The following is a 26,328-nucleotide window of genomic DNA, read 5'->3' as shown; positions in this document are numbered from 1 at the left end:
CGGACCCCAGACTCGTGCCGCCCACCGCACAGTCACAGGGGCCGGACGGACCCCCTCGTCCCTCCGACCGGCCCTCTTCCTCCGCACCCTCCGGCCGGCCACAAGGGACCGTCGGCCCACGGCACGGCCGCCGCGCCCGGGCCACTGTGGGGACAGGAGACCGACCAGGGAGGCTGCCATGACCGAACACCCCGACGGCACCGGCATCGTGGTGGGTGTCGACGGCTCCGAACCGTCGATGGCGGCCCTGCGCTGGGCGGCCGAGCAGGCGGCCGTCCTGCACACGGACCTCGTCGCCGTACACGCCTGGGAACCGGCCGCGAGCGGACACGCGCCCTACGCCGCGGTGCCCGCCGGCCCGACGGTCGACCAGCAGCGCGAACAGGCCGCACAGGTCCTCGCCGCCACCGTGCGCAAGGCCCTGGGGTTCGGGCTCGACGGTGCCGTGCGCCGCGTCGTGGTGCAGGGACCGCCCGCCCGCATGCTGCTCCAACAGGCGCGCGGCGCCATGCTGTTGGCCCTGGGCCGCAAGGCGCACGGGAATTTCGGACTCCCCTCGGTCGGCCCGGTGGGCCGTGAGTGCGTGCGGCAGGCGACGGTTCCGGTGGTGACCGTGCCGGTCGCGGAACGGTCCGGGGAGCCGCTCACAGCCGTCAACTCGCCTTCGCCGGCGGGGAGTAGCGCTTCGTAGTCCGGCGATGCCCGGGCCTCGCCGGGGGCGAAGCGAACGCCTACTTCCGGGTGACCGGTACGCGCCACACCAGCCTGGTGCCGCCGTCCCGCGGAGTCGTCCGGTGCAGCTCTCCGCCGAGTTGTCGAGCCCGCTCCTCCATGTTCAGGAGCCCACTGCGTCGGCCCTCGGCCGGGATGCCCACACCGTTGTCGGTGACCGTCAGGCGCACCTCTCGGCCGTCCGTCTCCAGGGCGACATCGGCACGGCCCGCCCGAGCGTGCCGGGCGATGTTGGTCAGCGCCTCGGACAGCACGGCGAGGGATCCGGTGCCCTCCATCGGCAGCGCCACCGCCGCGAGGGCCGATCCCGTGATCTCGCCGGCCCGCTCGGCGATCAGCGCGAGGACGTCGGTCCGCGCACCGCTGGACATCAGGCTGTGGGTGATCTCCGCGTTGGCCTGCAGCCAGCGCTCGCGCAGCCGGGACTCCTCGTACAGACGGGCGTTGTCGATGGCGACACCGGCCGCCACGGCCAGGGTCGACAGGACCGACTCGTCCTCCTCGTCGAACTGCGCACCGCCGCGCTTCTCGGTCAGGTACAGATTGCCGAAGACCTGGTCGCGCACCCGGATCGGAACCCCGAGGAAGCTGTTCATCGGCGGGTGGTGGGCCGGGAAGCCGTACGAGGACGAGTGCTGGGAGATCTTCGCGAGCCGCAACGGCTCGGGGTGCCGGATCAGTTCGCCCAGGATCCCGTGGCCCTCCGGGTAGGTGCCGATCTCGGCGATCCGCTCCTCGGTGACGCCGATCGTGTGGAAGGCCGACAGGGCCTTGCCGTCCGGGGTGATCACGCCGAGCGCGGCGTACTCGGCGTCGACCAGAACCGCCGCCGCCTCCACGATGCCGTGCAGGACCTGCTCCAGGTCCAGTTCCCGGCCGACCGAGAGGACCGCCTCCAGCAGGCCGTGCACGCGGTCACGTGTACCCCGGGCCGCGTCCAGCCGGGCCTGCAGTTCCTCCAGCAGTTCGTCCAGCTTCAGCTGCGGCAGCAGTATGCGGGCCACCCGGGACTCCTCGGGGCTTCCCACCTGCGGTCCTCCGGTTCCCTCGAACACACCCGGAGCCGACCGCTCCCGTCCCGTGCCACGGTATCCGCCCCGGGCCGGTGGGCATATGGGGTGCCGCCCGGAAGGAGCACCGCGGGACCGGCACCCATCGCCACCCGTCGCCGTAGCCAGTCGTCGTTGTCGTGCAACAGAGCAACAGGGCGGCAGCGCGACGCCTCGTGGGTATCTGATATATCGCTGGTATGCGCACTGAATTCAACCCGGACCAGCTGGAACCGGTCGTGGTGTATCGGCTCCTCACCTCGACCGTCGTCCCGCGCCCCATCGCCTGGGTGTCGACGGTCTCCGCCGACGGCGTCGACAATCTCGCCCCGCACTCCTTCTTCACCGTCTCGTGCGTCGCGCCGCCCATCGTGCAGTTCTCCTCGGTCGGCCGTAAGGACTCGCTGCGCAATATCGAGGCCACCGGGCAGTTCGTGGTCAACCTCGCCCCGGAGTCCCTCATCGACGAGGTGAACAAGACCGCCACGGACTTCCCGGAAGGGGTCAGCGAGTTCGACGCCGTGGGAGTCGAGCGCGAGGCCAGCACGCGGGTGAAGGCACCGCGCGTCGCCCGCTCCCCCGTGGCGCTGGAGTGCGAACTGCACAGCACGCTACGGCTGGGCAATTCCACCGTGGTCTTCGGACGGGTGGTCCACCTCGCGATCGACGAGACCGTCCTGCACGACGGCCATCCCGAGGTCACCCGGCTGCGCCCCCTGGCCCGTCTGGGCAAGGACGAGTGGGGCACCCTCGGCGAGGTTGTCGACCTGAGCCGCATCCGGTACGCCGACTGGTCGGAGTCGGACTGAGGCGAACCGGGTCGAGCCGAGCCGCAGGTCGCACAGCACGCGGCGTACAGTCGGCCCATGCCGGACACTGGGCGGATGGAGCCGACGCCCCGCAAGAACCTGCGCGAAGAGCAGAAGCTCCTCACCCATCGCCGCCTGCTCGACGCGGCCGTCACGGTGTTCACCGAGAAGCCGTTCCTGGACGCGCGGATGGAGGACATCGCCCAGGCGGCGGGGGTGACCCGGGTCACGGTCTACGCCCATTTCCCCGGCAAGGCCGAGATCGTCGACGCGCTGGTGGAGCGGGTCTACGGCGTGATGGGCGAGGCGTACGCCGACCTGGCCGCGCTGCCGCGCTGGACCCGGGCCGGCATCCGCACCTGGCTGGACGAGGCCGCGGCCCGCTGGCGCGAGATGGCACCCGTCCGCCGCGTCGCCAACGCGGCGGCCCCGGCGGCGCTCCGCAGTCTCGGCGAGGGCCGGGTGCAGTACGTCGAGGCGCACGAGCGGTATGTCGCGATGCTGGTCGCTCCCCCCGAGCGGTGGCAGGGCGTCGATCCCGCTGAGGCTCGCCAACGCGCGCTGATGGCCGTACTGCAGACCGAGTCGTTCTTCGCCGCCTGGATCGCCGTGGAGTGGCCGTTGGAGACCGCCGACCCGCTGTATCTGCTGGCGGACTCCCTGTGCCATCTCCTCGCGCCCGCGTTGGAGAACGACGGCGGCCTCACCTGACGGGAGGCCCTGCCAATGGGCCAACGGGACGTGCCGCAAGGGCAGTTGCCCCTCGGAATCCCGTGGCCGAAGGACAACTCCCCCTCATGCAGCAGCCGTTGCTCAGCCGCCCTCACCAACACCCGCCGCACCGGCGGCAGGATGCACCGCCGCAGTCGCCTCCCCCTCGCCGTGCGGCGCGCGGGCACGGATGCCGATCGTGAGGAAGGCGACGGCCGCGGCGATCAACATGCCGATGCCTCCGACGAGGGCGCAGGTGTGCAGCGCGTCCGTGAAGCTGGCTCCGTAGGCGGCCAGCGCCCGGCCCGTCGCCTCGCCGGTGTTCAGGTGGAGGAAGGCGCCCGCCTGGATGCCGGCGCCGTCGACCATGCCGATGACCTGGCCCTGGTCGGCCGGGGTGAGGCCGGACGCGGCGACGTGGGCGGGCAGCGTGTCGAGGGTGCGGTGGGTGAGGACGACGCCGAAGACGGCGGGGCCCAGGGCGCTGCCGATCTGGCGGAGGGCGCTGTTGGCGGCTCCGGCGGTGCTGCCCAGGCGGCGCGGCAGGCTGTTCATGGCGATGGTGGTGATCGGGGCCATCGCCAGCGCGATGCCGATGCCCAACACCGCGATGACCAGGGCCGCTTCACCGGTTCCGGTGGTGGCGTCGAAGAGGTTCACCAGCAGTGCCCCGATGCCGCCGACGAGCAGGCCGGTCACCAGCACGAGGCCGGGCGAGAACCGGTGCATCAGCCGGCCGACCACCGGGCCGAGGACGACGGTGAAACCGTTGAGCGCGACCAGGCGCACCCCGATGTCCCACGTCGAGGCGTGATGGACGAGCCCGAAGTACTCGCTGAGCGAGAAGACCAGACCGACCTGCGCGAACAGGGTGAGCGCCATGACGAACGCGGCCCCGGAGAACGACGGGGACATGAAGAGCCGCATGTCCAACATCGGGCAGCGCGACCGCAGTTCGACCACGACGAAGGCCGGCAGGGCGAGCGCCGCCACGACGAACGCGGTGACGACCTCGGCCGAACCCCAGCCCGGGGTGCCGCCGCCCTCGATGACGCCGTAGACGATGGCGGTGATGGTGACGACGGCGAGGAGTTGGCCGGGGATGTCGAGGTGGCGTTCGCGGTCCGAGCGGGAGTCGGTCAGGGCGAAGGTGCCGAACAGGACCGTGGCGGCGCCGACGGCCAGGGTGGGCAGGAAGATCCAGCGCCAGCTCGCGTGCTCCACGATCAGGCCGTTGAAGAGCGGGCCGAGGGTCAGGCCGAGGCCGAGGGCGGCCGTCCAGAGGGCTATCGCGCCGCCGCGTTTGCGGTGGTCGGGGCAGACGTGGCTGATCAGGCCGAGGGTCGCGGGCAGCAGGGCGGCGGTGCCGACGCCGGTGAGCGCCTGGCCGACGCAGACCTGGACGACGCCGTGCGCGGTGAGGGCGACGAGACAGCCGAGGCAGGACAGCGTCAGGCCGATCAGGTACATCTTCTTGCGGCCGTAGAGGTCACCGATGACACCGCAGGTCAGAAGCAGGGCGGCGGTCGGCAGGATGAACGCGTCGGTGATCCACTGGAGCCCGGTGGTGGACGCGTCGAGCGCCTGCTGGATCACCGGGAGCGCGACCGACACCCCGACGACCGGCAGGTAGGAGACGAACACTCCCACGCAGGCCAGCACGATGGTCACGGTGACGTTCCGGGACGGACTCTCCGGCTGCGGGGCCGGAGGCGAGACTTCGGAGACCAGGGTCGGCATGGCACCTCTCAACACGTCGTACGGGGGCGGATTGACCGGGTGTGAACTGCGCGTGGCGTTCCGTGCGCGGCTACGACGGGGGTGACGGTGCCGACTCCGTCAATCGCGCCCCGCGGCCCGGAAGTTGACCTGGCTGTTCGGCTTGGATCTCCATTGACGTAAGCCATTTCTTTTCGGGAAATCGCTTCGGACCGTATACCGGTGACCCGGTCCGGGAGATGCCGTTGGGCCTGCAAGCTAAGGTGAACAGTGGCGACGACACACCGCCCCGAGAGGCGGGAACGCGCAGGTGGCGGGCGGTTCAGCCCGCGGCGACGTTGGCGGTGATCAGCCGGAGGAGCTGCTTGGCCAGGGCGTCCTGCTCGGGCGTCAGGCCCATCGCGTCGCCGATGGCGAGGGGCACGGCGGCGGCCTGCTCGCGCATCCGCTCGCCCGCGCCGGTGAGCCGGATCGCGACGGAGCGTTCGTCGTCCCGGCGGCGTTCGCGGCGCACCAGTCCGTTCGCCTCCAGCCGCTTCAGGAGCGGGGAGAGCGTGCTGGATTCGAGTTGCAGCGCGGTGCCCAAGTCCCGTACGGAGATGGAGTCCTGCTCCCAGAGCACGAGCATGACGAGGTACTGCGGGTAGGTCAGACCCAGCTCCTCCAGCAGCGGCCGGTAGCGGGCGGTCACCGCGCGGGAGGCCGCGTACAGCGCGAAGCACAACTGGTCGTCGAGGAGCAGCGATCCCTCGGCCGGTTCCGCGGCGGCTGGGCTCATGGTGCGACTCCTCGCTCCGGCGTCTACGACGTCTGCGGCGCCCTTCTGGGCAATCACCACCTTATCGTTCCAGTCCACCCGATTCTATCGAGCACGCTTTAGTTGTGCACGACTTAATCGCACGCTACTCTCATCCTCGTGCCGCACCACCGGCCGAGACCCGGCCGGAACACGCCGCGGCACCCGATCCGAGGAGATCGCCATGACCGACAGCACCGCACCCCGCCCCGTCCTCGAACCCGCCGCCCAGGCCTTCGTCGAGGCGACCGCGAACCCGCCGTACCTCTTCGACCTCGCCCCGGCGGAAGGCCGCAAGGCCGTCGACGAGGTGCAGTCCGGGGAGATCGCCGAGCCGGCCGTCGACGAGGAGTGGATCACCGTGTCCGGCGGCCCGACCGGACAGGTCAGGGCCCGTGTCGTCCGCCCGGCGGGAGCCACCGGCATACTCCCCGTGATCCTCTACATCCACGGCGCCGGCTGGGTCTTCGGCAACGCCCACACCCACGACCGCCTGGTGCGCGAACTCGCCGTGGGCGCGAACGCCGCCGTGGTCTTCCCGGAGTACGACCTCTCCCCCGAGGCCCGCTACCCGGTCGCCATCGAGCAGAACTACGCCGTCGCCCAGTGGGTCGTCCAGGAGGGCGCGACCAAGGTCCTCGACCCGACCCGCATCGCGGTGGCCGGCGACTCGGTGGGCGGCAACATGGCCGCCGCGCTGACCCTCATGGCCAAGGAGCGGGGCGATGTCCCCGTGGTGCAGCAGGTGCTGTTCTACCCGGTCACCGACGCGAACTTCGACACCGGCTCCTACGGCCAGTTCGCGGAGGGCTACTTCCTGCGCCGCGACGGCATGCAGTGGTTCTGGGACCAGTACACGACCGACGAGGCCGAGCGCGCCCAGATCACGGCGTCCCCGCTGCGGGCCACGACCGAGCAACTCACGGGCTTGCCCCCGGCCCTCGTCATCACCGGCGAGGCCGACGTCCTGCGCGACGAGGGCGAGGCCTACGCCAACAAGCTCCGCGAGGCCGGAGTCCCCGTCACCGCCGTCCGTTTCCAGGGCATCATCCACGACTTCGTGATGCTCAACGCCCTGCGCGAGACGCACGCCGCCGAGGCCGCGATCACGATGGCCGTCACCGTCCTGCGCAAGGCGCTCGCCTCCGCCTGACGTACCGGCCGCCCTCCCTCACCGACGCGCGAACCACCCCTGCGATACGGCACACTCGGCCGCATGGACACCGATGCGTTCGTACGCACCCTGGACCGGGAGGGCGGCCTGCTGGCCTCGGCCGCGGAGGCGGCGGGCGTCGACGCCGAGGTGCCACCCTGTCCGGGGTGGCAGGTGCGGGATCTGCTGCGGCACACGGGGATGGTGCATCGCTGGGCGACCGGTTTCGTCGCCGAGGGGTACACCGAGGACCACCCCGACGATGGCCGACCCGACCTGGACGGCGCCGAGTTGGTGGCCTGGTTCCGGGCGGGGCACCGCTCCCTCGTGGACACCCTCTCCGCCGCCCCGCCCGACATGGAGTGCTGGCATTTCCTGCCGGCGCCGTCACCGCTCGCGTTCTGGGCGCGGCGGCAGGCGCACGAGACGACCGTGCACCGGATGGATGCCGAGGCGGCGCGCGGTGGGGTGGCCGGCCAGATCGCCCCGGACTTCGCGGCCGACGGCATCGACGAGCTGCTGCGCGGCTTCCACGGTCGCCGCACGAGCAGGGTCCGCAGCGAGGAGCCCCGGGTGCTGCGGGTGCGGGCGACGGACGCGGACGACGCGGTGTGGACCGTACGGCTGTCCCAGGAACCGCCCGCCGCCGAGCGGGACGGCACCGGGGGCGCCGACTGCGAACTGGCCGGTCCCGCAGGGCAGTTGTACCGGGCACTGTGGAACCGGGGACCGTTCCCGGGCGTGACCGGTGACGTGTCGGTCGCAGGGCTGTGGCGGGAGAAGTCCGCCGTCACCTGGAGCTGACGGGTACGGACCGGCACATCCGCGGCTGACGACGCGTCAGTCGGTCAGCATCTTCGTCAACACCGCACGCTGCAACGGGAGTACCTCGCCGTGCAGTGTCCGCCCCTTGTCCGTGAGGGTCACGCGGACGCCCCGCCGGTCCTCCGCGCACATGCCGCGCTCGACGAGGCCGTCCTTCTCCAGCCGGGCGATCAGGCGGGACAGGGCGCTCTGACTGAGGTGGACACGCTCGGAGATCTCCTGCACACGGAACGCGCAGGACTCGGCGGACAGCACGTCCAGAACCTCGAAGTCGCTGCCGCACAGGCCGTGTTGATGCAACGCGCGATCGAGTTCGCACTGTGTGCGGGCATGGAGCGCCAGCATCTCCCGCCACTGGTCCACGAGCGCCTGCTCGGCCTTCTTCCCCGCCATGACAGCGCACCGTAGCAGAGAAACGAGTTTGTTGCATCGGAATTAAATGCGTTTGCATTCGATGCACACGCATGTAGTGTCTGCGGCATGACCTCTCCGCTCTCCCCTCCCGCGGCCCCGTCGTCGGCGGTCCGCTGGACCCCACGGCTGTGGGGCACCCTGCTGGTGCTCTGCGCCGCGATGTTCCTGGACGCGCTCGACGTGTCGATGGTCGGCGTCGCGCTGCCCTCCATCGGCTCCGAACTCGACCTCTCCACCTCGACGCTCCAATGGATCGTCAGCGGCTACATCCTGGGATACGGCGGCCTGCTCCTCCTCGGCGGCCGGACCGCCGACCTGCTCGGCCGCCGCCAGGTCTTCCTGGTCGCCCTGGGTGTCTTCGCGGTGGCCTCGCTGCTCGGCGGGCTCGTCGACTCGGGCCCCCTGCTGATCGCCAGCCGCTTCATCAAGGGCCTCAGCGCGGCCTTCACCGCGCCGGCCGGCCTGTCGATCATCACGACGACCTTCCCCGAGGGCCCACTGCGCAACCGCGCCCTGTCCATCTACACCACCTGCGCGGCCACCGGCTTCTCGATGGGCCTGGTCCTCTCCGGCCTGCTCACGGAGGCCAGTTGGCGCCTCACCATGCTGCTGCCCGCGCCGATCGCCCTGCTCGCCCTCCTCGCCGGCCTGAAGCTGCTGCCGCGCAGCGAACGCGAGAAGGACCACAACGGCTACGACATCCCGGGCGCCGTCCTCGGCACCGCCTCGATGCTGCTGCTGGTCTTCACCGTCGTACAGGCGCCGGAAGTCGGCTGGGCGTCGGCCCGAACTCTCCTGTCGTTCCTGGCGGTCGCCGTCATGCTGACCGTCTTCGTGTACGTCGAGCGGCGCTCCGCGGGGCCGTTGATCAGGCTCGGGGTACTGCGCTCCGGCAACCAGATCCGCGCCCAGCTCGGCGCGATGGCCCTCTTCGGGTCGTACGTCGGCTTCCAGTTCCTGGTCACGCTGTACATGCAACAGCTGCTCGGCTGGTCGGCGTTGCACACGGCGCTCGCCTTCCTGCCGGCCGGTGCGCTGGTGGCGGCGTCCTCGACGAAGATGGGGGCGATCGTCGACCGGTTCGGCACCCAGCGGCTGATCGTGGTGGGCTTCGCGCTGATGGTCGTGGGGTACGCCCTGTTCCTGCGGGTCAGCGTCGACCCGACGTACGCGTCGGTCATCCTGCCGTCGATGCTGCTGATCGGAGCGGCCTTCGCGCTGGTCTTCCCCTCGCTCAACATCCAGGCCACCAACGGGGTCGACGACCACGAACAGGGCATGGTCTCCGGTCTGTTGAACACCTCGGTACAGGTGGGTGGCGCGATCTTCCTGGCCGTCGTCACGGCCGTGGTCACCGCGCACGCGCCCGCGCATGCCACCCCGCAGGCGGTGCTGGACAGTTACCGGCCGGGGTTGGTTGTGGTGACGTTCATCGCGCTCGCCGGGTTGCTGGTCACGCTGCCGGGGTTGCGTACGCGGCGGGCTCAACAGTCCATCGTCGTGGCCAAGTCCACGGTGACGGAGGCCGAGCGGGTGGGGGTCCGCAAGTAGTCGCTCCGGGGGGCGGCTTTCGTCCGCGAGTCCGTCGTGGCTGGCCGCGCAGTTCCCCGCGCCCCTAAAGGGCGCGACTGACTGGGCCGGAGTGCGATGCCTCGCCCCGGAGAAACGCCTCCCACTGTGCGCCCGGCGGAGCCGATTGCTCCGTCGGGCGCGTGCGTGTGAGACTTTCGGGATGATGACCGGGGGACGGCGCACGCAGGCCGAGCGGGATGCGATGACCGTGGAGATCGGGTACGCGCTGGTCAGCGCGGCGTTCGTGGCGGCGGTGCTGTTCGGGGCGGTCGCCGGGCCGGCGCTGCTGTTCGAACTGCCGGGCACTGTCGAGACGTTGCTCGTGCGCGGGGGACTCGTGCCCGTACTGGTGGTGTTCCTCGTCCGGGTGGCGACCGTGCTGTACCGGTACCGGCAGGACTCCGGTCAGCCCAGCCAGCCGGGGCGTACCAACCCCGACTCGTAGGCCAGCACGACCAGTTGGGCTCTGTCCCGCGCGCCCAGCTTCACCATCGTGCGGCTGACGTGGGTCTTCGCGGTGAGGGGGCTGACGACCAGGCGGCGGGCGATCTCGTCGTTGGAGAGGCCGATGCCGACCAGGGCCATCACCTCCCGTTCCCGCTCGGTGAGTTGGGTCAGGGCGTCGGCGGTCGCGGGTTCCTTGGAGCGGGCCGCGAACTCGGCGATCAGGCGGCGGGTCACGCTCGGCGACAACAACGCGTCGCCCTCGACCACCGCCCTTACGGCGCGCAGGAGTTCGTCCGGTTCGGTGTCCTTGACCAGGAAGCCGGAGGCGCCGGAGCGGATCGCCTCGAAGACGTACTCGTCGAGTTCGAAGGTCGTCAGCATGACCACCTTCACGTCCTTGAGGTCACCGTCCCCGGTGATCCGGCGGGTCGCGGCCAGGCCGTCGAGCAGCGGCATACGGATGTCCATCAGGACGACATCGGGGCGCAGTTCGGCCACCGTGCGTACGGCCTCCTCGCCGTCGGACGCCTCACCCGCCACCTCGATGTCCGGCTGCGCGTCCAGCAGCGCCTTGAAGCCGGCCCGGACCAGGGCCTGGTCGTCGGCGAGCAGTACCCGGATCACCGGTCGTCCTCCTTCGGCGTGACCTTCAACGGCAGTACGGCGAGCACCCGGAAGCCTCCGTCCGGGCGAGCGCCCGCCTCGATCGTGCCACCGAGCGCGGCGGCCCGCTCCCGCATCCCGGCCAGGCCGTTCCCGCTCCCCCCGGCCTCCGCGCCGGTCGCGGGCCCGTCGTCGTCGATGCGCAGCCGTAGCTCCCGCGGGTCGTGCTCGACGTGCACGCGCGCGTGCCGCGAACCGGAATGTCGTACGACATTGGTGAGCGCCTCCTGGACGATGCGGAAAGCGGCGAGGTCGGTGCCGGGCGGGAGGCGGGGCGGTGTTCCGTCGACCGTGACGGTGAGGCCGGCGCTCGCCGCCTGCTGCACCAGTTCGGGCAGCCGGTCGAGGCCGGGGGCGGGAGCGCGCGGGGCGTCGCCCGGGGTGCGGAGGGTGTCGAGGACCTGACGGACCTCGCCGAGCGCCTCCTTGCTGGCGGCCTTGATGGTGGTCAGGGCCGTGCGGGCCTGCTCGGGGTCGGAGTCGAGGAGCGCGAGGCCGACGCCCGCCTGGACGTTGATGACGGAGATGCTGTGCGCGAGGACGTCGTGCAGTTCGCGGGCCATCCGCAGCCGTTCCTCGTCGGCGCGGCGCCGGGCCGCCTGGGCGCGTTCGGCCCGCTCCCGGGTCCATTGTTCGCGGCGGGTGCGGGCCAGTTCGGAGATCGCGGCGATGGCCACCATCCAGGTGGCGACGGCCAGTTCACCGCCCCACGGCATCGCGTGGTCGTGCTGTGGGGGCAGCCACCGGTAGAGCCAGTGCGAGATCAGGAGATGCGCCGCCCACAGCAGACCGAGCGCGCTCCAGGCCGACCGGCGCCGACCGGCGACGACCGCGCTGAAGCAGCCGAGGGCGACGGTCACGAACACCGGGCCGTACGGGTATCCGCCACCGAGGTAGAGCACGGCGGCACCCACGGTGCCGAAGGCCACCCACACGGGGTACCGGTGACGCCACAGGAGCAGCGCAGACCCGACGATGAGCAGCACGCGCGCGTAGAGGTCGAGCGGGACCCGGTCGGGCTGACTGTGCGAGGCGAAGTTGCTGCCGCCCAGCACAAACACGGTGACCAGCAGGGTGGAGCGCCACGGCCACCGCGCCGAGCTACCCCACGGCGGTCCGTGCCGCCACCAGGGCGGTCCCCCACCGCCGACCCGCTGCTCATCCATGCGCGTCACGCTAGACGCCGAGCGGCGTCGGGGTCGTCACCCGAGCGGGGTGATCACGCGTACTTCCCAGGGAGTACGAAGCGGGACCCATCAGCTCTCCTGCACGACAGCGCCCCGGAAGGGGCGCGGGGAACTGCGCGATCAGCCCCCACCGGCTCGCACTCGACGAACCACCTATCCAGCGCGGCACTCACACATCCGCAAGCCCCACCCCGAACGCAAGCCGTCGTACCGCATGCCGAAAGAACACCTCCCGCTCCTCCACCACCCGCCGGAACTGACCGAAGAGCTCAAAGCTGACCAGCCCATACAGCTCGGCCCAGGCGCTCACAAGGGCGACAGCCACCGCGGGCGGAAGGTCCCCGGCGAAGTCCGCGACCATACGCTCAGCCTCGGGGCGAAGATCCGCCGGGAGCGGAGGTTCGGTCAGGCTGCCGTCCTGGTGGGCGTCCCGCGCGATCCCGATGAGCAGCAGGGCAACCCGCGCGGCAGACGGAACGGTCGTCTCGGGAGCGACGTACCCGGGGACGGGCGACCCGTAGATCAACGCGTACTCATGCGGATGCGCGAGCGCCCACCCCCGCACCGCCTCACACACGGCGACCCAGCGCCGCAACGGACCCGCATCCGCGACCCCGGAGTGCGCAGCCTCCGCGGCCTCCCCGAGGGAGTCGTACGCGTCGATGATGAGAGCGGTCAGCAACTCGTCACGGCTGGGAAAGTACCGGTAAAGCGCGGAGGAGACCATGCCCAACTCGCGTGCCACGGCGCGCAGCGACAGCTTCGAGGCCCCTTCCGCGGCGAGCTGTCTGCGCGCCTCGTCCTTGATGGCCGCGGTGACCTCGATCCTGGCTCGGGCGCGGGCGCCTTGTGTGGTGCTCATGCGAGCCAGTGTGGCACGGAAACAGAGCACCGCACACAAACAAGAGCACCGAACAAAAACGAGAGCACCGCTCTTGCATTGGATCGCCAAGCCGATGCACACTGTTCCCGAGAACGAGAGCAGTGCTCACAAAAGTGAGCCACGCTCTCCGAAACCCAGGAGTCGTCATGAGCACGCACGTCCAGAAGCCCGGCTGGTTCACCGTGAACGTCCTCAACCGCGCCGTCGCCTGGTTCACCCGCCGCGGTCTCAGCGTCTGGGGTTCACGCGTGCTGGCGGTCCGCGGCCGGAAGAGCGGCGAGTGGCGGACCACCCCGGTGAACCTGCTGACGGTGGACGGACAGCAGTACGTCGTCGCCCCGCGCGGCCACGTCCAGTGGACGCACAACATGCGGGCGGCGGGCGGTGGCGAGCTGCGGCTCGGCAAGAAGGTCGACGCGTTCACCGCGACCGAGGTCACCGGCGACGACAAGGTGCCGCTGCTGCGCGCCTACCTCAAGCGGTGGAAGGCCGAGGTCGGGGTGTTCTTCGGAGGAGTCGGCCCGGACTCCTCCGACGACGAGCTGCGCCGGATCGCCCCCGACCACCCCGTGTTCCACGTCACGGTCAGGAGCTGACCTCGCCCTCCACGGACTCCGTGGGCTCCACGGGCTCGACCGGTTCCGCGTTCCTGCGGTCGATCGCGGTCAGCGCGCGCTGCGCCATCGGATGGCTGCGTACGAGCTCGCCCAGCGTCGTCGAACCCCGGGTGATGTCCATGAAGGCCTTCCAGGCCGGCCGGAAGCCGGTGAGGGCGGCGTGGAACAGACCGGGGCGCTTCTCGAAGACCGCCAGCATGCTCTTGCCGACGCTCATCTCGACGCCGAGCCCCGCCTTGATCGCGAACGCGTAGTTCAGTGCCTGGCGGCGGGTGTCCACCGCGTCGTGCGCCTCGGCGATCCGCACCGCCCACTCCCCCGCGAGCCGCCCCGACCGCAGCGCGAACGAGATGCCTTCACGGGTCCACGGCTCCAGGAGTCCCGCCGCGTCACCGCAGACCAGCACCCGGCCGCGCGACAGGGGCGAGTCGTCCGCCCGGCAGCGGGTCAAGTGCCCTGAGGAGATGCTCGGTTCGAAGCCGGCGAGGCCGAGCCGGGCGATGAAGTCCTCCAAGTACCGCTTGGTGGCGGCGCCTTCACCGCGCGCGGAGATCACCCCGACCGTGAGCGTGTCGCCCTTGGGGAAGACCCAGCCGTAACTCCCGGGCATGGGGCCCCAGTCGATGAGCACCCGGCCCTTCCAGTCCTCGGCGACCGTCTCCGGCACCGGGATCTCCGCCTCCAGGCCCAGGTCCACCTGGTCGGTCTTGACCCCGACGTGCGCCCCTATGCGGCTGGCACTGCCGTCGGCGCCGACGACGGCCCGCGCGAGCACCGTCTCGCCGCCCTGGAGGACGACCGCGACCGTACGCCGGTCCGGGACCGCCGAGCCGTGCTGCTCGACTCGTGTCACTGTGACGCCCGTCCGCAGCTCGGCGCCCGCCTTCTGCGCGTGCTCGACGAGCTGCTGGTCGAACTCGGGCCGGTTGATCAGCCCGAACAGCATCTGCCGGGACCTGCGGGTCCGCGTGAAGCGCCCGTTGTTCGAGAACGTTATGGCGAACACCCGGTCCTTCAACGGCAGTTCGAAGCCGGGCGGGAGGGAGTCGCGGGAGGGTCCGATGATGCCGCCGCCGCATGTCTTGTAGCGGGGCAGCTCGGCTTTCTCCAGCAACAGCACGCGCCGTCCCGCGACCGCCGCCGCATAGGCGGCCGAAGCCCCTGCGGGTCCCGCGCCCACCACGACGACGTCCCACACCCGCTGTTCGTCGTCCGCCGAAGAGTTCTCGCTGCTCACGATGGTCTACTGCTCCCGATCAAGCCGCTGCCGCACCTGTCCCCCGCATCCTACGGCGGACATCGCCACAGACCGCTGTGGGAGGATCGACGGCATCATTCGTACAACGTCGCACCCACAAGGAGCGTGCCCATGTCGTCGCATCCGGTCGCCGAGACCGTCGCCTCGCTGATGCCCACGGCGAGGACGGAGCTCACCGAGCTGGTGGCCTTCCGATCGGTGGCGGACTTCGACCAGTTCCCGAGGAGCGAGAGCGAGGGCGCCGCGAACTGGGTCGCCGGCGCGCTGCGCACCGAGGGTTTCCAGGACGTGGCCCTGCTCGACACCCCGGACGGCACCCAGTCGGTCTACGGCTTCCTGCCCGGCCCCGAGGGCGCCAAGACCGTGCTCCTCTACGCCCACTACGACGTGCAGCCCCCGCTGGACGAGGCCGGCTGGACGAGTCCGCCCTTCGAACTGACCGAGCGCGACGGCCGTTGGTACGGGCGCGGTGCCGCCGACTGCAAGGGCGGCGTGATCATGCACCTGCTCGCGCTGCGCGCCCTGAAGGCCAACGGCGGTGTCCCGGTCCACGTCAAGGTGATCGCCGAGGGCTCGGAGGAACAGGGCACCGGCGGGCTTGAGCGGTATGCGGAGGAACACCCCGACCTCCTCGCCGCCGACACGATCGTGATCGGCGACACAGGCAACTTCCGGGTCGGTCTGCCCACGGTCACCTCGACCCTGCGCGGCATGACCATGGTGCGCGTGCAGGTCGACACCCTCGAAGGCAACCTGCACTCGGGCCAGTTCGGCGGCGCCGCACCCGACGCGCTGGCGGCGCTGATCCGCGTACTGGACTCACTGCGGGGCAAGGACGGTTCGACGACGGTCGACGGGCTCGCGGCCGACGCGACCTGGGAGGGGCTGGCCTACGACGAGGAGCAGTTCCGCGAGGACGCGAAGGTGCTGGACGGCGTCGGACTGATCGGTTCCGACACGGTCGCCGACCGCATCTGGGCGCGTCCGGCCGTCACGGTCCTCGGCATCGACTGCCCGCCGGTCGTCGGCGCCACCCCGTCCGTGCAGGCCGGCGCCCGCGCGCTGGTCAGCCTGCGCGTCCCGCCGGGCGTCGACGCGGCCGAGGCGACCAAGCTGCTCCAGGCCCATCTGGAGGCCCACACGCCGTGGGGCGCCCGCGTCCGCACCGAACAGATCGGCCAGGGCCAGCCGTTCAGCGCCGACACGACCAGCCCGGCGTACACGGCGATGGCCGACGCGATGGCGGTCGCCTACCCCGGCGAGGAGATGCAGTACGCGGGCCAGGGCGGCTCCATCCCGCTGTGCAACACCCTCGCGGCGCTCTACCCGCAGGCGGAGATCCTCCTCATCGGCCTCAGCGAGCCGGAGGCCCAGATCCACGCGCTCAACGAGAGCGTGTCTCCCGAGGAGTTGGAGCGGCTGTCGGTGGCGGAGGCGCTGTTCCTGCAGAACTACGCGGCCAACTGAGCGGTGACCATGCGGTTCGTCTTCACCGGCCGGGTGGTGGAGTGGCGCGGCCCTTCGCCGTACTACTTCGTCCCCCTGCCGGACGCGGAGTCCGCGGACATCCGCGAGGTCGCCGCCCTGGCCTCGTACGGCTGGGGTGTCATCCCGGTCGAGGCCAGGATCGGCGACGTGGTGTTCGCCACGTCACTCTTCCCCAAGGACGGCGGTTGTCTCCAACTCCCGGTCGGCTGACCGAAGATGGGAGACATGGCTCCCCCCTCACGCCTCGTCGCCCACAGCGACATCGCCACGTCTCTCGCCCTGCTCTCCGACCACGAACTCGCCGAACTGGTCCAGACCGGCACGCCGTTGGGCACCAGTGTCGGCGGTCGCTCGGCACTGGTAGAGGTGGGCGGCAGAAGGGTGTTCGTGAAGCGGATGCCGCTCACCGATGTCGAGCGGCGGCCGGAGAACGTCCGGTCCACGGCCAACGTGTTCGGGGCGCCTGCCTACTGTCACTACGGCATCGGCGCGGTCCCCAACCCCGGTTTCGGCGTCTGGCGCGAGCTGGCCGTCCACGAGATGACGACCATCTGGGTGGTGTCCGGCCGCTTCCCGGGCTTCCCGCTCCTCCACCACTGGCGTGTGCTGCCCGACCCGGGACAGCCACTGCCCGACGAACTCGCCGACGTGGAGCGGAACGTGGCCTACTGGGGCGGCGGCCGTGAGCACATCGAGGCCCTGCGCACGGCGTCCGCGAGCCTGAACCTGTTCATGGAACACCAGCCGCGCACCCTCCACGACTGGCTCTCCGCGCAACTGCGCACCGACGATCCCGACACCGCCTGCGCCCTCGTGGAGCGGGGCCTGGAAGCCGTCACCGGCTTCCTCCACGAGCACCAACTCACGCACTTCGACGTCCACTTCGGGAACATCCTCACCGACGGACAGCGGCTCTACCTCGCCGACTACGGCCTCGCCCTCTCCCCGCGTTTCCAACTCGCGCCGGACGAACGGGACTTCCACGACCGCCACCGGCACTACGACCGCGCGTACGCCTTCTCCTACCTGGTGCACTGGCTCGTCGTGGACCAGTACGGCTACGGCAGGGACGAGCGCGAGGCCTTCATCCGCGCGTGCGCCGAGGGCAAGCGGCCCGAGAGCATCCCCCAGGCCGTCGCGGAGCTCATCACCCGGTACGCCCGACTCGGTGCGACCGTCGGCGACTTCAACCTCCGTTTCGAGCGGGAGAGCAGGCTGACCCCGTACCCGTCCGCCGAGGAACTCGGCCTCGACTAGAGCAGCTCCACGCTCTCCGCATAGTGACAAGCGACCGGGTTACCCCCACCCCGGTCCACCAGCGCCGGTATCTCCTCGACGCACGACGTCCGTTCGCTGTCGGTGAGTTGGTTCGCGAACTTGGGGCAGCGGGTGCGGAAGCGGCAGCCGCTGGGCGGGCGGACCGGGCTCGGGACGTCGCCCTGGATGGTGATCCGCTTCCGGGCGCGTTCCTTGCGCGGGTCGGGCAGCGGGATGGCGGAGACCAGGGCCTGGGTGTACGGGTGTGCCGGGCGGGCGAACAGCTGCCGGGCCGGGGCGATTTCGACCAGGCGTCCCAAGTACATGACGGCAACCCGGCCTGCCACGTGCCGCATCACCGACAGGTCGTGGGCGACGAAGAGGAAGGACAGGCTGAGTTCGCTCTGCAGGTCCATCAGCAGGTTGAGGACGCCCGCCTGGATCGACACGTCGAGCGCCGACACCGGCTCGTCGAGGATGATCACCTTCGGGTGCAGGGCCAACGCACGGGCTATGCCGATGCGTTGGCGCTGACCGCCGGAGAACTCGTGGGCGAAGCGGTTGCCGTGCTCCGGGTTGAGTCCGACCAGGCGCAGGAGTTCGCTCACCTCACCGGCCGCCCCGGATCCGTACCGGCCGTGGATGCGCAGCGGCTCGGCGACGATCTCGTGGACGGTCATCCGCGGGTCGAGGGAGGCGTACGGGTCCTGGAAGACGATCTGCAACTCGCGCCGCAGCGGCCGCATCTGACGTCTGCTCAGTTCGGTGAGTTCATGTTCGCCGTAGCGGACCCGGCCCGAGGTGGCGCGTTCCAGGCCGAGGACGGTGCGGGAGATCGTCGTCTTGCCGGAGCCCGACTCCCCCACCAGGCCCAGGGTTTCGTTCTCGTGCAGGTCGAACGAGACCCCGCACACGGCGTGCACGTCGCCGACGCGGCGGCGGATGACGCCCTTGGACATGACCGGGAAGTGTTTGACCAAGTCCCTTACCTGGAGAACCGGTTCGCCGGTGCCGCCGTGCCCGGGCAGCGGCGGCAGGGGGGTGGCGGCCTGCGCGGGCGCGGTCATACGGCGTCCTCCTCGGGGTTCGTGGTGGAGGCCGCGTCGGCGAAGCGGGCCAGGGCCTCGGTGTCCGCGCCGACGGCGTCGAAGACCTGGCCCGCGCCGGTGTCGACGAGTTCGTCGGCGAAGTGGCAGGCGCTGAGGTGGAGGTCGCCCCCGGCCCTGCGGAGGGCGGGTTCGTCGGTGTCGCACACGTCCCGGCTCATGGGGCACCGGGGTGAGAAGGGGCAGCCCGGTGGCAGGTTGAGCAGGCTCGGCGGTGATCCGGTGATGGGGGTGAGCCGTGCCTCCTCGCGGTCGAGGCGGGGCAGGGAGCCGAGCAGGCCCAGGGTGTAGGGCATGCGCGGGGTGTAGAAGATGTCCTCGACGGATCCGGTCTCCACGATCCGGCCCGCGTACATGACCGCGACCCGGTCGGTGTGGCCCGCCACCACCCCCAGGTCGTGGGTGATCAGGACGAGCGCCGCCCCGGTCTCGGCGCGGGCGGTCTCCAGGGCTTCGAGGATCTGGGCCTGCACGGTGACGTCGAGGGCGGTGGTCGGCTCGTCGGCGATGATCACGTCCGGGTCGTTGGCCATCGCGATGGCGATGACGACGCGCTGGCGCATGCCGCCCGACATCTCGTGCGGGTAGCTGTCGACGCGCCGCTCGGGGCTGGGAATGCCGACCGTGCCGAGCAGTTCGACCGCGCGTTTGCGGGCGTCCTTGTGCTTCATCTCGGGGTTGTGGCGGAGCAGGGTCTCGCCGATCTGATAGCCGACGTCGTAGACGGGGTTGAGGGAGGTCATGGGGTCCTGGAAGATCATCGCGATGCCGCTGCCGCGCAGGTCGGACAGGCGCGCGTCGGACAGCCCGAGCAGTTCCGTGCCCTCGAAGCGGACCGAGCCGCGCACCTTGGCGCCGGCCGGCAGCAGCCCCATCACGGCGAGGGCGGTGACCGATTTCCCGGACCCGGACTCGCCGACGATGCCGAGCGATTCGCCCCGGTCGAGTCGGTAGCCGACGCCGCGTACGGCCCGCACCAGTCCGTCCTCGGTGGCGAACTCGACGCTGAGGTCCTCGACTTCGAGCACGGCGGACGTCACGGGGACCTCCCGTACTCCATGACTCGTGGTCGTCACTGTCGCACCCTTTGCTGCCGGGGGTCGAAGGCGTCGCGCAGTCCGTCGCCGATGAAGTTGATGGTCAGCGCGATGGCGATGATGAACGCGCCGGGGATGTAGAAGAGCCAGGGCCGGGTGTCGACCGCCGTCTGCGCCTGGGAGACCAGCAACCCCAGCGAGGTGTCGGGGGGTTGGACGCCGAAGCCCAGGAAGGAGAGCGCGGTCTCGGTGAGGATGCCGGTCGCCACCAGGATCGTCGCGTTCACGATGATCGGGCCGAGCGCGTTCGGCAGCAGGTGCCGGAAGATGATCCGGGTGTCCGAGGCGCCGAGTGCCCGCGCCGCCTCGATGAACTCCTTCTCGCGAAGTGACAGCACCGAGGAGCGCACCACCCGGGCCACGTACGCCCAGGTGAGTCCCGCGATCACGATGGCGATCCAGTACCAGGAGCCGCCGGTGCGCGAGGAGATGACCAGCGCGATCGCGAACAGGGGCAGCGTCAGCACCAGGTCGGCGATGCGCATCATGACCGCGTCGACGATGCCCTTGTAGAAGCCGGCGACGGCTCCCCAGATCGCGCCGAGCAGCGTGGAGCCGAGCGCGATCATGATGGCGATCTTGAGCGAGGTCTGGGTGCCGCGCATGACCTGGGCGTAACCGTCGTAGCCCGAGGAGTCGGTGCCGAACGGGTGCTTCAGGGAAGGGGGTTTGGAGTTGTCCTCGGTGTACTTCTGGTACGAGTAGTGCCACAGGTGCGGGCCGATGAACGCCCACAGGATGATCAGCACGAACACGACCAGGCTGACCATCGCGGCCCGGTGCCGCACGAAGCGGCGCAGCACCAGCTGGGTCTGGGTGCGCTGTCGTACGGTGAACTCATGGTCCCCGCGCGGTAGTTGCGTGCCCGCGGACCCCGGTGCCTCGATGTCAGTCATAGCGGATCCTCGGGTCGAGTACGGCGTAGAGCAGATCGGCGATGAGGTTGAACCCGATGACGATGACGGCGGAGAGCAACAGCCAGGCCATGGTGCGGTAGACGTCGAGCGTGGTCGCCGCCTGGACCAGCATCTCGCCCATGCCGTGCCACTGGAAGATCGTCTCCGTGATCACCGCGCCGCCCAGGATGATCGCGATGTCGAGCGCGGTGACGGTGGCGAGCGGGATGAGGGCAGTGCGCAGCGCGTGCCGTGTCATCACCCTGCCGCGCCGCAGCCCCTTGGCTCGGGCCAGCCGTACGTAGTCGCTGTTGAGGACCTCCAGCATGGAGGCGCGGGTGTAGCGGGTCCAGGACGCGAAGGAGACCAGCGCGAGGGTGATGGTGGGCAGGATGAGGTGGCCCACGTGATCGGTGAACTGGTTCCAGGTGGTGTCGACTTCGAGGTACGGCGACTTCTCGCCGATGGTGCCGAGGAACTGGCTGCCGGTCTTCTGGTTGAACCAGATCCCGGCCTGCTTGAGCAGGACCGCGAACCAGAACACGGGCATGGCGAGGAACAGGAAGCCGACGAAGGTGATCGTGTAGTCGGCGGCGGAGTACTGGCGGATCGCGCTGAACACGCCGAACACGACGGCCATGATCAGCGCGAGGATCATCGCGGCGGCGACCAGGGTGATGGTCACCTTGAACCGGGTGAACAGGTCGTGCCCGATGTTCAGGTTGGCCTGCACGGACGGGCCGAAGTCGCCGTGCAGGACGCCGGTGATCCAGTTCCAATAGCGTTCCATCACCGGCTGGTTGGCGTGGATGTGCCGGGCGAAGGCGGCCACCGCCGCTTTGCTGGGCGCGGGTTGCCGTGAAGTGGCGAAGTTGGCCACCGGGTCACCGGAGTTGATGACGACGAGGAACACGATGAACGTCGAGATAATGAGGACGGGGATGGAGACGAGGATGCGGCGCACGGTGTAGGCGAGCATGCGGTCTTCTCTCGGAGGCCGGCGGATCGGAGATGCCGTCCGTGCCGGGCCCGGCCCCGGTGTCTCCGGGGCCGGGCTCGACGGGGGTGCCGGTGGAGCTGTTCCCTCACGTGGTGGGGCTACTGCTTCAGGCCCCATGTGCCGGTGTTGTAGGCCGGGCCCACGTTCGTGGCGTTGTTGCGCATGTTCACGAACCGCGTCTGCACCGCGAGGAACGTCGGCTTCTGGTAGAGCGGCAGGACGAAGGCGTCGTTCACCATGAGCTGGTCGGCCTGGTTGAGGAGGGCCGCGGCCTTCGTCGCGTCCGTCTCGCCCACGGCCTGGGAGATCAGGGAGTCGGCCGTCTTGTTGCTGTAGCCGCCATAGTTGCCGCCGCCGCCGGTGAACCAGTTCTGCTGGGCACCACTGCTCGGGAACGGTGCCGCGACCCAGGCGAAGACGATGATGTCGTACTGGTGCCCGGCGAGGACCGTGCCGAGGTCGGCGGCGCCGATCGGCTTGATGGTGATCTTGACGCCGAGGCTCGCCAGGTTGCTCTGCAGGATCTGGCACTCGCTCTGCCGGATCTGGTTGCCGGTCGTGTAGCGGCAGTTGAAGGGTCCGACGGCCTTGCCGTCGGGTGTCTTCAACGCCGTGCCCACACCGGTGAACTTGGCGTCCGTGAGGTACTTCTTGGCCTTGGTCAGATCACCCGATCCCTGGCCGGTGGCGGTGACCACGTCCTTGTAACCGGCCTGCCCGGGAACGTAGTTGTGGTTGCCGAGCGGCTTCACGGCCGGGTCGAACTGGCCGACCGTCTTGGCGATGATGTCCTTGATGTTGATCGCGGTGAACATCGCCTGCCGCAGCGCCAGATACTTGCCGATCACCGGGTTGTGCAGGTTGAGGTCGAAGTGCTCCCAGGTCAGCCCGTTGCCGATGGTGTAGGTGACGCCGGGGATGTCCTTGACCTGGTTGACCAGGTCCACCTCGGGCTGCGGGTAGATGCCCTGGACCTCGTTGTTCTTCAGGGCCGTCGGCTCCTGGGTGGCGTCCGAGATCACCTTGAAGATCAGCCGCTGGAGGGTCGCCTTCTTCGCGCCGGTCCACTTGGGGTCGGGCACATAGGTGGCGTGGTCGTTGTCGACCCACTGCTGCATCTTGTAGGCGCCCGCCGTGGGGTACTTGGTGGGCGGCGTCTTCAGGAAGTACTGCCAGGCCTGCGCCATCTGGGCGGCCGTCATGGCGGCGGCGTCACCGACCTTCGCGCCGGAGATCTTCTCCGCGGTCTGGGCCGGGTAGAGCGGATAGCCCGCGCCGAACAGGGACTTCCAGTCGGAGTACGGCTTCGACATCACCATGGTGACGGTCTTGCCGTTGTCGGAGGGGGTGAGGGACTTGATCCGGTCGTAGCCCGCGGTGCTCTGCGGCAGACAGCCGTGGGTCTGCGTGGAGTCGCTGGCGGGCGGCGGCGGGCAGTCCTTGCCGTTGTTGGTGCGCCAGTAGTAGACGAAGTCGTCGGCGGTGATGGGCGTGCCGTCGTTCCACGCCGCCTTCGGGTTGATCTTGTAGACGATGGTCTGCGGGCCGGTGCTGGTCTGTGTCGCCGAGGTCACCAGATCGGTGTTGAGGGCGACGGTGAAGTCCGGCTGGGGGATGAACACCTGCGGCAGGACGACCTCCAGGGCCTCCCCGTTCTCGAAGGTGTTGCCGTTGACGTCCTGGACGTTCCACTGCTGGATGTTCTTCTCCAGCACATAGGTGAACGTTCCGCCGGACTTGGTGGTGGCCGAGTTGCAGGTGTTGGCCTTGCCCACGGTGTTGCAGGAGGTGAGCCCGGCCGAACTGCTCTTGCCGGAGCCGCCGCCCCCGCCACTGCTGCTGCAGGCGGTGAGCACCAGGGCGAGCCCGGCGGCGAGTGTGAGGGCCCGGGTGAGGGCCGAGGATGGCGCGCGCATGTTCCTCTCCTTCGACCGGCGGAAGGTCCGGTCCCGTCAAGGCGGCCGGCGGCCGCGAGAGAACTGAGCTGCGCAAAGACGTTAGAGCTCCGATGTACCTTCTTCACGTTCTTGTTCATACCGGGAAGGCGACAATTCACCCTCGCTTTGTTATCGGAATGACCCGCACCCCGCAAAATCGCCAGGTGGTGTCCCGGAAAAGGCAAAGTCACGTCCAACATCGTTGATCAGACCGCAAATTGACGGGTCGTCAGCCGATCGGTACGCCCGCCTCCAGATAGAGCGCGGCCCCGCGTTCCCGGGCCCGGAGCGCCCACCGCAGCCGCTCGTAGCGGACCGGCGGCAAAAGATCGGCGGCCTCCTCCTCGCTGGCGAAGCACCAGCCGCGCAACTCCGGCCCGGGCAGCAGCAGTTGGTCGGCCGCGGCGGCGTCAAGCCGACCGCCGTCGAAGAGCAGGCGCAGGCCGCCGTAGCCCGGCGGTACGGGTGGTTCCCAGTCGACGACGAGCAGCCGGGGTACCTCGTCGAGCACGATGCCGGTCTCCTCGGTGACCTCGCGCATGCCGGCCCGGGCGGGCGCCTCGCCGGACTCGACGACGCCGCCGGGGAACTCCCAGCCGGCCTTGTAGGTGGGGTCGACGAGCAGGACGCGGTCCTGTTCGTCGAAGAGGAGCACTCCGGCCGCGAGGGTCTCGGAGGTGGGCTCCGGGGTCTGCACGATGTCGCACACGGGCACGGCACCGCTGCCGACGGCTCCGGCGATCCGGGCCGCCGTCTCGTACGGGGTGAGCGCGCTGGAGTCGACGAGATGGGCGTCGGCGGTGAGCCAGGAGCCGAGCGCGGCGCGGTACGACTCGATGTGGTCGTACGCCCACTGCCGGGTCCGGATCTCGCCGTCGGGGAGGTCCGGTGGGACCTCCCGGCCGGCTATTCGCTCGCGCAGGATCGTTTCCGCCGGAGCCAAAAGGACATGCCGGACCGTGACCCGGCGGGCCGCCAGACCGCCGAAGATCTCGTCCCGGTACTCCTGGCGCAGCAGGGTCATCGGGACGACGAGGGTCCCGCCCAGTTCGGCGAGCATGGCCGCGGCCGTGTCGATCACGAGCCGCCGCCACATCGGCAGGTCCTGGAAGTCGCCGACCTCCGCGAGGCGCTTGGGCGGGAGCAGATACGGAAGTGCTCCGCCGATGACCTCGGGGTCGAAGAGCGTGCTGTTCGGGATCAGGTCCACCAGTTCTTGTGCGGCGGTCGTCTTCCCCGCACCGAACGCGCCGTTGATCCAGACGACGGTCACAGTTCCCCCTCTTCTGTTGGCCCCCTGAGGCTTGCCCGTTCCACCCTGCCACGGAAACCAGCCGCAGTTGAGAGCGCATATACGACGGCGCCGGTGCCCCCTCCGACGAGGCACCGGCGCCGCACACTTACGACGGGTATCAGCTGTTCTGTCCCAGGACTCCCTCGTCGGCGGCGAAGCTGCCGTCGCTCACGAGGTGATCCATGGCACCCACGGTGTCCTTGACGTTCAGATCGCCGAGCACGTCGTGGTCGTGGGAGTGCGACGGGGAGATCGCGGCGACGACGAAACCGGTGGCGAGGGAGGCGATGGCCAGCATGCTGCGCTTCTTCATGCCCCGTTCAACTGACGAAGCGCGCCGGGGTCACGCCCGAACCGGCCGCCGGGTGGAACCCGTCCCGTGCCGTGCCCGCCGTACGAGGTCCACGGCCGCTTCGGGCCACCGCGGATGGTCGAAGGTGAACCCCTCCGCCGACAGCCGTCCCGGTACGACCCGGCGGCTCTTCAGCAGGAGTTCGGTGTCCGAGCGCAGCGCGAAGGCGCCCAGTTCCGCCATCCACTTCGTGGCGGGCAGCCCGACGGGGACACCCCGGGCGGCGCGCAGGACGCGCATGAAGGCGCGCTGCGGGAGCGGTCCGGGGGCGGCGAGGTTCACCGGTCCGACGATGTCGTCCCGGTCGATCAGGAACTCGACGGCACGCACGAAGTCCTGGTCGTGGATCCAGGAGACGTACTGGGCACCACCCGCGACCGGCCCGCCGAGCCCGAGCCGGACCAGCCCCGACAGGACGTCGAAGACACCACCCCGGTCGGGGCTCATCACCATGGCGGCGCGCAGGGCGACCTTGCGGGTGTGCGGGGTGTCGGCCTGCTCCTGCGCGCGTTCCCAGTTCTTGGCGATCTCGACGCTGTACGACCAGTAGTCGGGTACGTCGGGTTCGTCGCCGCCGATCGCGCCGGTGGCCTCGTCGTTGGGGGCGTCGTAGCGGTGGGCGTAGACGGTGGCGGTGCTCATCTGCAGCCAGACGCGCGGCGGGTGCGCGGCTGCGGCGATCGCCTCGCCGACGACCCGGGTGGAGTGCACGCGCGAGTCCATCATGGCCTTGAGGTTGGCGGGGGTGTAGCGGCAACTGACGCTGCGTCCTGCCAGGTTGATGACGACGTCGCTGCCGTCGATCTCCCGGGCCCAGGTGCCCGGGTTCTCGCCGTCCCACCACACCTCGCGGTCGCGCGACGGCCGCCGGGTCAGGACGACGACCTCGTGACCGGCCTCGGTCAGGGCGCGATCCAGGATCGCGCCCACCTGTCCCGTGCCACCGGGAATGACGATCTTCACCGGGCTCCCCCTTCCGATCGGACTGCTCGGGAGTGAGCCTAGCGCAGAAAGTTGAACGCGTTCAAAACATGCGCGATGGAAAGTCGAACAATAAATACGCAAC

26 protein-coding genes and 1 pseudogene are annotated in these 26,328 nt (G+C 70.1%); 11 read left to right on the top strand and 16 right to left on the bottom strand.

Annotation, left to right across the window (positions count from 1 at the left end; genetic code table 11):
- The first annotated feature begins 178 nt into the window (after positions 1-178).
- Entirely contained in the window at positions 179-691 is a 513-nt protein-coding gene (locus tag OG226_RS43195) for a universal stress protein (protein ID WP_328685012.1), read from the top strand.
- 40 nt (positions 692-731) lie between these two features.
- Here OG226_RS43195 and OG226_RS43190 read toward each other — a convergent pair whose 3' ends face one another.
- Complete coding sequence (locus tag OG226_RS43190; RefSeq protein WP_329352131.1) at positions 732-1,760, bottom strand: GAF domain-containing sensor histidine kinase; 1,029 nt, start codon at positions 1,758-1,760, stop codon at positions 732-734.
- Positions 1,761-1,981: 221 nt separating this feature from the next.
- Between OG226_RS43190 and OG226_RS43185 the strand changes: the two genes are divergently transcribed.
- Entirely contained in the window at positions 1,982-2,590 is a 609-nt protein-coding gene (locus tag OG226_RS43185; RefSeq protein ID WP_328685010.1) for a flavin reductase family protein, read from the top strand.
- 57 nt (positions 2,591-2,647) lie between these two features.
- Positions 2,648-3,301, top strand: a complete 654-nt coding sequence (locus OG226_RS43180) for a TetR/AcrR family transcriptional regulator (RefSeq protein WP_328685009.1) — start codon at positions 2,648-2,650, stop codon at positions 3,299-3,301.
- Between the two features lie 102 nt (positions 3,302-3,403).
- On the opposite strand, the gene OG226_RS43175 is transcribed toward OG226_RS43180, so the two are convergent.
- Both OG226_RS43175 and OG226_RS43170 read right to left on the bottom strand, forming a co-directional pair.
- Complete coding sequence (locus tag OG226_RS43175; RefSeq protein WP_328685008.1) at positions 3,404-5,041, bottom strand: MFS transporter; 1,638 nt, start codon at positions 5,039-5,041, stop codon at positions 3,404-3,406.
- A gap of 301 nt (positions 5,042-5,342) precedes the next feature.
- Positions 5,343-5,798, bottom strand: a complete 456-nt coding sequence (locus OG226_RS43170) for a MarR family winged helix-turn-helix transcriptional regulator (RefSeq protein ID WP_328685007.1) — start codon at positions 5,796-5,798, stop codon at positions 5,343-5,345.
- 202 nt (positions 5,799-6,000) lie between these two features.
- Between OG226_RS43170 and OG226_RS43165 the strand changes: the two genes are divergently transcribed.
- Together OG226_RS43165 and OG226_RS43160 are read left to right on the top strand one after the other, a co-directional pair.
- Positions 6,001-6,969: an alpha/beta hydrolase gene (locus OG226_RS43165; RefSeq protein ID WP_329352130.1), complete on the top strand. Its 969-nt coding sequence runs from the start codon at positions 6,001-6,003 to the stop codon at positions 6,967-6,969.
- A gap of 63 nt (positions 6,970-7,032) precedes the next feature.
- On the top strand, positions 7,033-7,773 hold the full coding sequence (locus OG226_RS43160; RefSeq protein WP_328685005.1) for a maleylpyruvate isomerase family mycothiol-dependent enzyme: 741 nt from the start codon (positions 7,033-7,035) through the stop codon (positions 7,771-7,773).
- Between the two features lie 36 nt (positions 7,774-7,809).
- Here OG226_RS43160 and OG226_RS43155 read toward each other — a convergent pair whose 3' ends face one another.
- Positions 7,810-8,187: a MarR family winged helix-turn-helix transcriptional regulator gene (locus OG226_RS43155; protein WP_328685004.1), complete on the bottom strand. Its 378-nt coding sequence runs from the start codon at positions 8,185-8,187 to the stop codon at positions 7,810-7,812.
- A gap of 87 nt (positions 8,188-8,274) precedes the next feature.
- Here OG226_RS43155 and OG226_RS43150 point away from each other — a divergent pair, with 87 nt between their 5' ends.
- Together OG226_RS43150 and OG226_RS43145 are read left to right on the top strand one after the other, a co-directional pair.
- Positions 8,275-9,759 carry an MFS transporter gene (locus OG226_RS43150; protein ID WP_328685003.1) on the top strand — a complete coding sequence of 495 codons (1,485 nt, stop codon included), beginning with the start codon at positions 8,275-8,277 and terminating at the stop codon, positions 9,757-9,759.
- Between the two features lie 184 nt (positions 9,760-9,943).
- Positions 9,944-10,225, top strand: coding sequence for a DUF6332 family protein (locus OG226_RS43145; RefSeq protein ID WP_329353695.1), 282 nt, complete (start codon positions 9,944-9,946; stop codon positions 10,223-10,225).
- On the opposite strand, the gene OG226_RS43140 is transcribed toward OG226_RS43145, so the two are convergent.
- The 3 genes from OG226_RS43140 to OG226_RS43130 form a co-directional block, all read right to left on the bottom strand.
- Positions 10,186-10,851, bottom strand: coding sequence for a response regulator transcription factor (locus tag OG226_RS43140; RefSeq protein WP_328685002.1), 666 nt, complete (start codon positions 10,849-10,851; stop codon positions 10,186-10,188). The genes OG226_RS43145 and OG226_RS43140 overlap by 40 nt on opposite strands.
- Positions 10,848-12,056: a sensor histidine kinase gene (locus OG226_RS43135; RefSeq protein ID WP_328685001.1), complete on the bottom strand. Its 1,209-nt coding sequence runs from the start codon at positions 12,054-12,056 to the stop codon at positions 10,848-10,850. Before OG226_RS43135 ends, OG226_RS43140 begins: the two co-directional genes overlap by 4 nt.
- Positions 12,057-12,246: 190 nt before the next feature.
- Complete coding sequence (locus tag OG226_RS43130) at positions 12,247-12,939, bottom strand: TetR/AcrR family transcriptional regulator (protein ID WP_328685000.1); 693 nt, start codon at positions 12,937-12,939, stop codon at positions 12,247-12,249.
- A gap of 167 nt (positions 12,940-13,106) precedes the next feature.
- Here OG226_RS43130 and OG226_RS43125 point away from each other — a divergent pair, with 167 nt between their 5' ends.
- Positions 13,107-13,556 carry a nitroreductase family deazaflavin-dependent oxidoreductase gene (locus tag OG226_RS43125; protein WP_328684999.1) on the top strand — a complete coding sequence of 150 codons (450 nt, stop codon included), beginning with the start codon at positions 13,107-13,109 and terminating at the stop codon, positions 13,554-13,556.
- Here OG226_RS43125 and OG226_RS43120 read toward each other — a convergent pair.
- The gene (locus OG226_RS43120) at positions 13,546-14,814 is read right to left on the bottom strand and encodes a geranylgeranyl reductase family protein (RefSeq protein WP_328684998.1); all 1,269 of its coding nucleotides are present in this window, start codon (positions 14,812-14,814) and stop codon (positions 13,546-13,548) included. The two genes, OG226_RS43125 and OG226_RS43120, sit on opposite strands and share 11 nt — an antisense overlap.
- Positions 14,815-14,946: 132 nt before the next feature.
- On the opposite strand from OG226_RS43120, the gene OG226_RS43115 reads away from it, so the two are divergent.
- From OG226_RS43115 to OG226_RS43105, 3 genes and pseudogenes are all read left to right on the top strand, one after another.
- Positions 14,947-16,302: a dipeptidase gene (locus OG226_RS43115; protein WP_328684997.1), complete on the top strand. Its 1,356-nt coding sequence runs from the start codon at positions 14,947-14,949 to the stop codon at positions 16,300-16,302.
- Between the two features lie 9 nt (positions 16,303-16,311).
- A pseudogene (locus OG226_RS43110) lies at positions 16,312-16,515 on the top strand (DUF1905 domain-containing protein); the annotation flags it as partial.
- 33 nt (positions 16,516-16,548) lie between these two features.
- A complete protein-coding gene (locus OG226_RS43105; protein WP_328684996.1) occupies positions 16,549-17,580 on the top strand; it encodes a protein kinase family protein in 1,032 nt (343 codons plus the stop codon).
- Here OG226_RS43105 and OG226_RS43100 read toward each other — a convergent pair.
- The 8 genes from OG226_RS43100 to OG226_RS43065 form a co-directional block, all read right to left on the bottom strand.
- Positions 17,577-18,647, bottom strand: a complete 1,071-nt coding sequence (locus OG226_RS43100) for an ABC transporter ATP-binding protein (RefSeq protein ID WP_328684995.1) — start codon at positions 18,645-18,647, stop codon at positions 17,577-17,579. The genes OG226_RS43105 and OG226_RS43100 overlap by 4 nt on opposite strands.
- Complete coding sequence (locus OG226_RS43095) at positions 18,644-19,726, bottom strand: ABC transporter ATP-binding protein (RefSeq protein ID WP_328684994.1); 1,083 nt, start codon at positions 19,724-19,726, stop codon at positions 18,644-18,646. The genes OG226_RS43100 and OG226_RS43095 overlap by 4 nt, the downstream gene beginning before the upstream one ends.
- A gap of 32 nt (positions 19,727-19,758) precedes the next feature.
- Positions 19,759-20,679, bottom strand: a complete 921-nt coding sequence (locus OG226_RS43090; protein WP_328684993.1) for an ABC transporter permease — start codon at positions 20,677-20,679, stop codon at positions 19,759-19,761.
- The gene (locus OG226_RS43085) at positions 20,672-21,658 is read right to left on the bottom strand and encodes an ABC transporter permease (RefSeq protein ID WP_328684992.1); all 987 of its coding nucleotides are present in this window, start codon (positions 21,656-21,658) and stop codon (positions 20,672-20,674) included. The genes OG226_RS43090 and OG226_RS43085 overlap by 8 nt, the downstream gene beginning before the upstream one ends.
- Before the next feature lie 119 nt (positions 21,659-21,777).
- Positions 21,778-23,595: an ABC transporter family substrate-binding protein gene (locus tag OG226_RS43080; RefSeq protein ID WP_328684991.1), complete on the bottom strand. Its 1,818-nt coding sequence runs from the start codon at positions 23,593-23,595 to the stop codon at positions 21,778-21,780.
- 250 nt (positions 23,596-23,845) lie between these two features.
- The gene (locus OG226_RS43075) at positions 23,846-24,889 is read right to left on the bottom strand and encodes an NUDIX hydrolase (RefSeq protein ID WP_328684990.1); all 1,044 of its coding nucleotides are present in this window, start codon (positions 24,887-24,889) and stop codon (positions 23,846-23,848) included.
- A 139-nt stretch (positions 24,890-25,028) separates the two neighbouring features.
- On the bottom strand, positions 25,029-25,223 hold the full coding sequence (locus OG226_RS43070) for a hypothetical protein (RefSeq protein ID WP_019065142.1): 195 nt from the start codon (positions 25,221-25,223) through the stop codon (positions 25,029-25,031).
- Positions 25,224-25,253: 30 nt separating this feature from the next.
- Positions 25,254-26,225 (bottom strand): TIGR01777 family oxidoreductase, encoded by a 972-nt coding sequence (locus OG226_RS43065; RefSeq protein ID WP_328684989.1) that lies wholly within the window; start codon positions 26,223-26,225, stop codon positions 25,254-25,256.
- Positions 26,226-26,328 lie beyond the last annotated feature (103 nt).

Origin of the sequence: Streptomyces sp. NBC_01261 (genome assembly GCF_036226385.1) — a bacterium.
In the GTDB taxonomy this organism is placed as follows: Bacteria; Actinomycetota; Actinomycetes; order Streptomycetales; family Streptomycetaceae; genus Streptomyces.
This window is presented reverse-complemented; position numbering and strand designations above follow the sequence as displayed.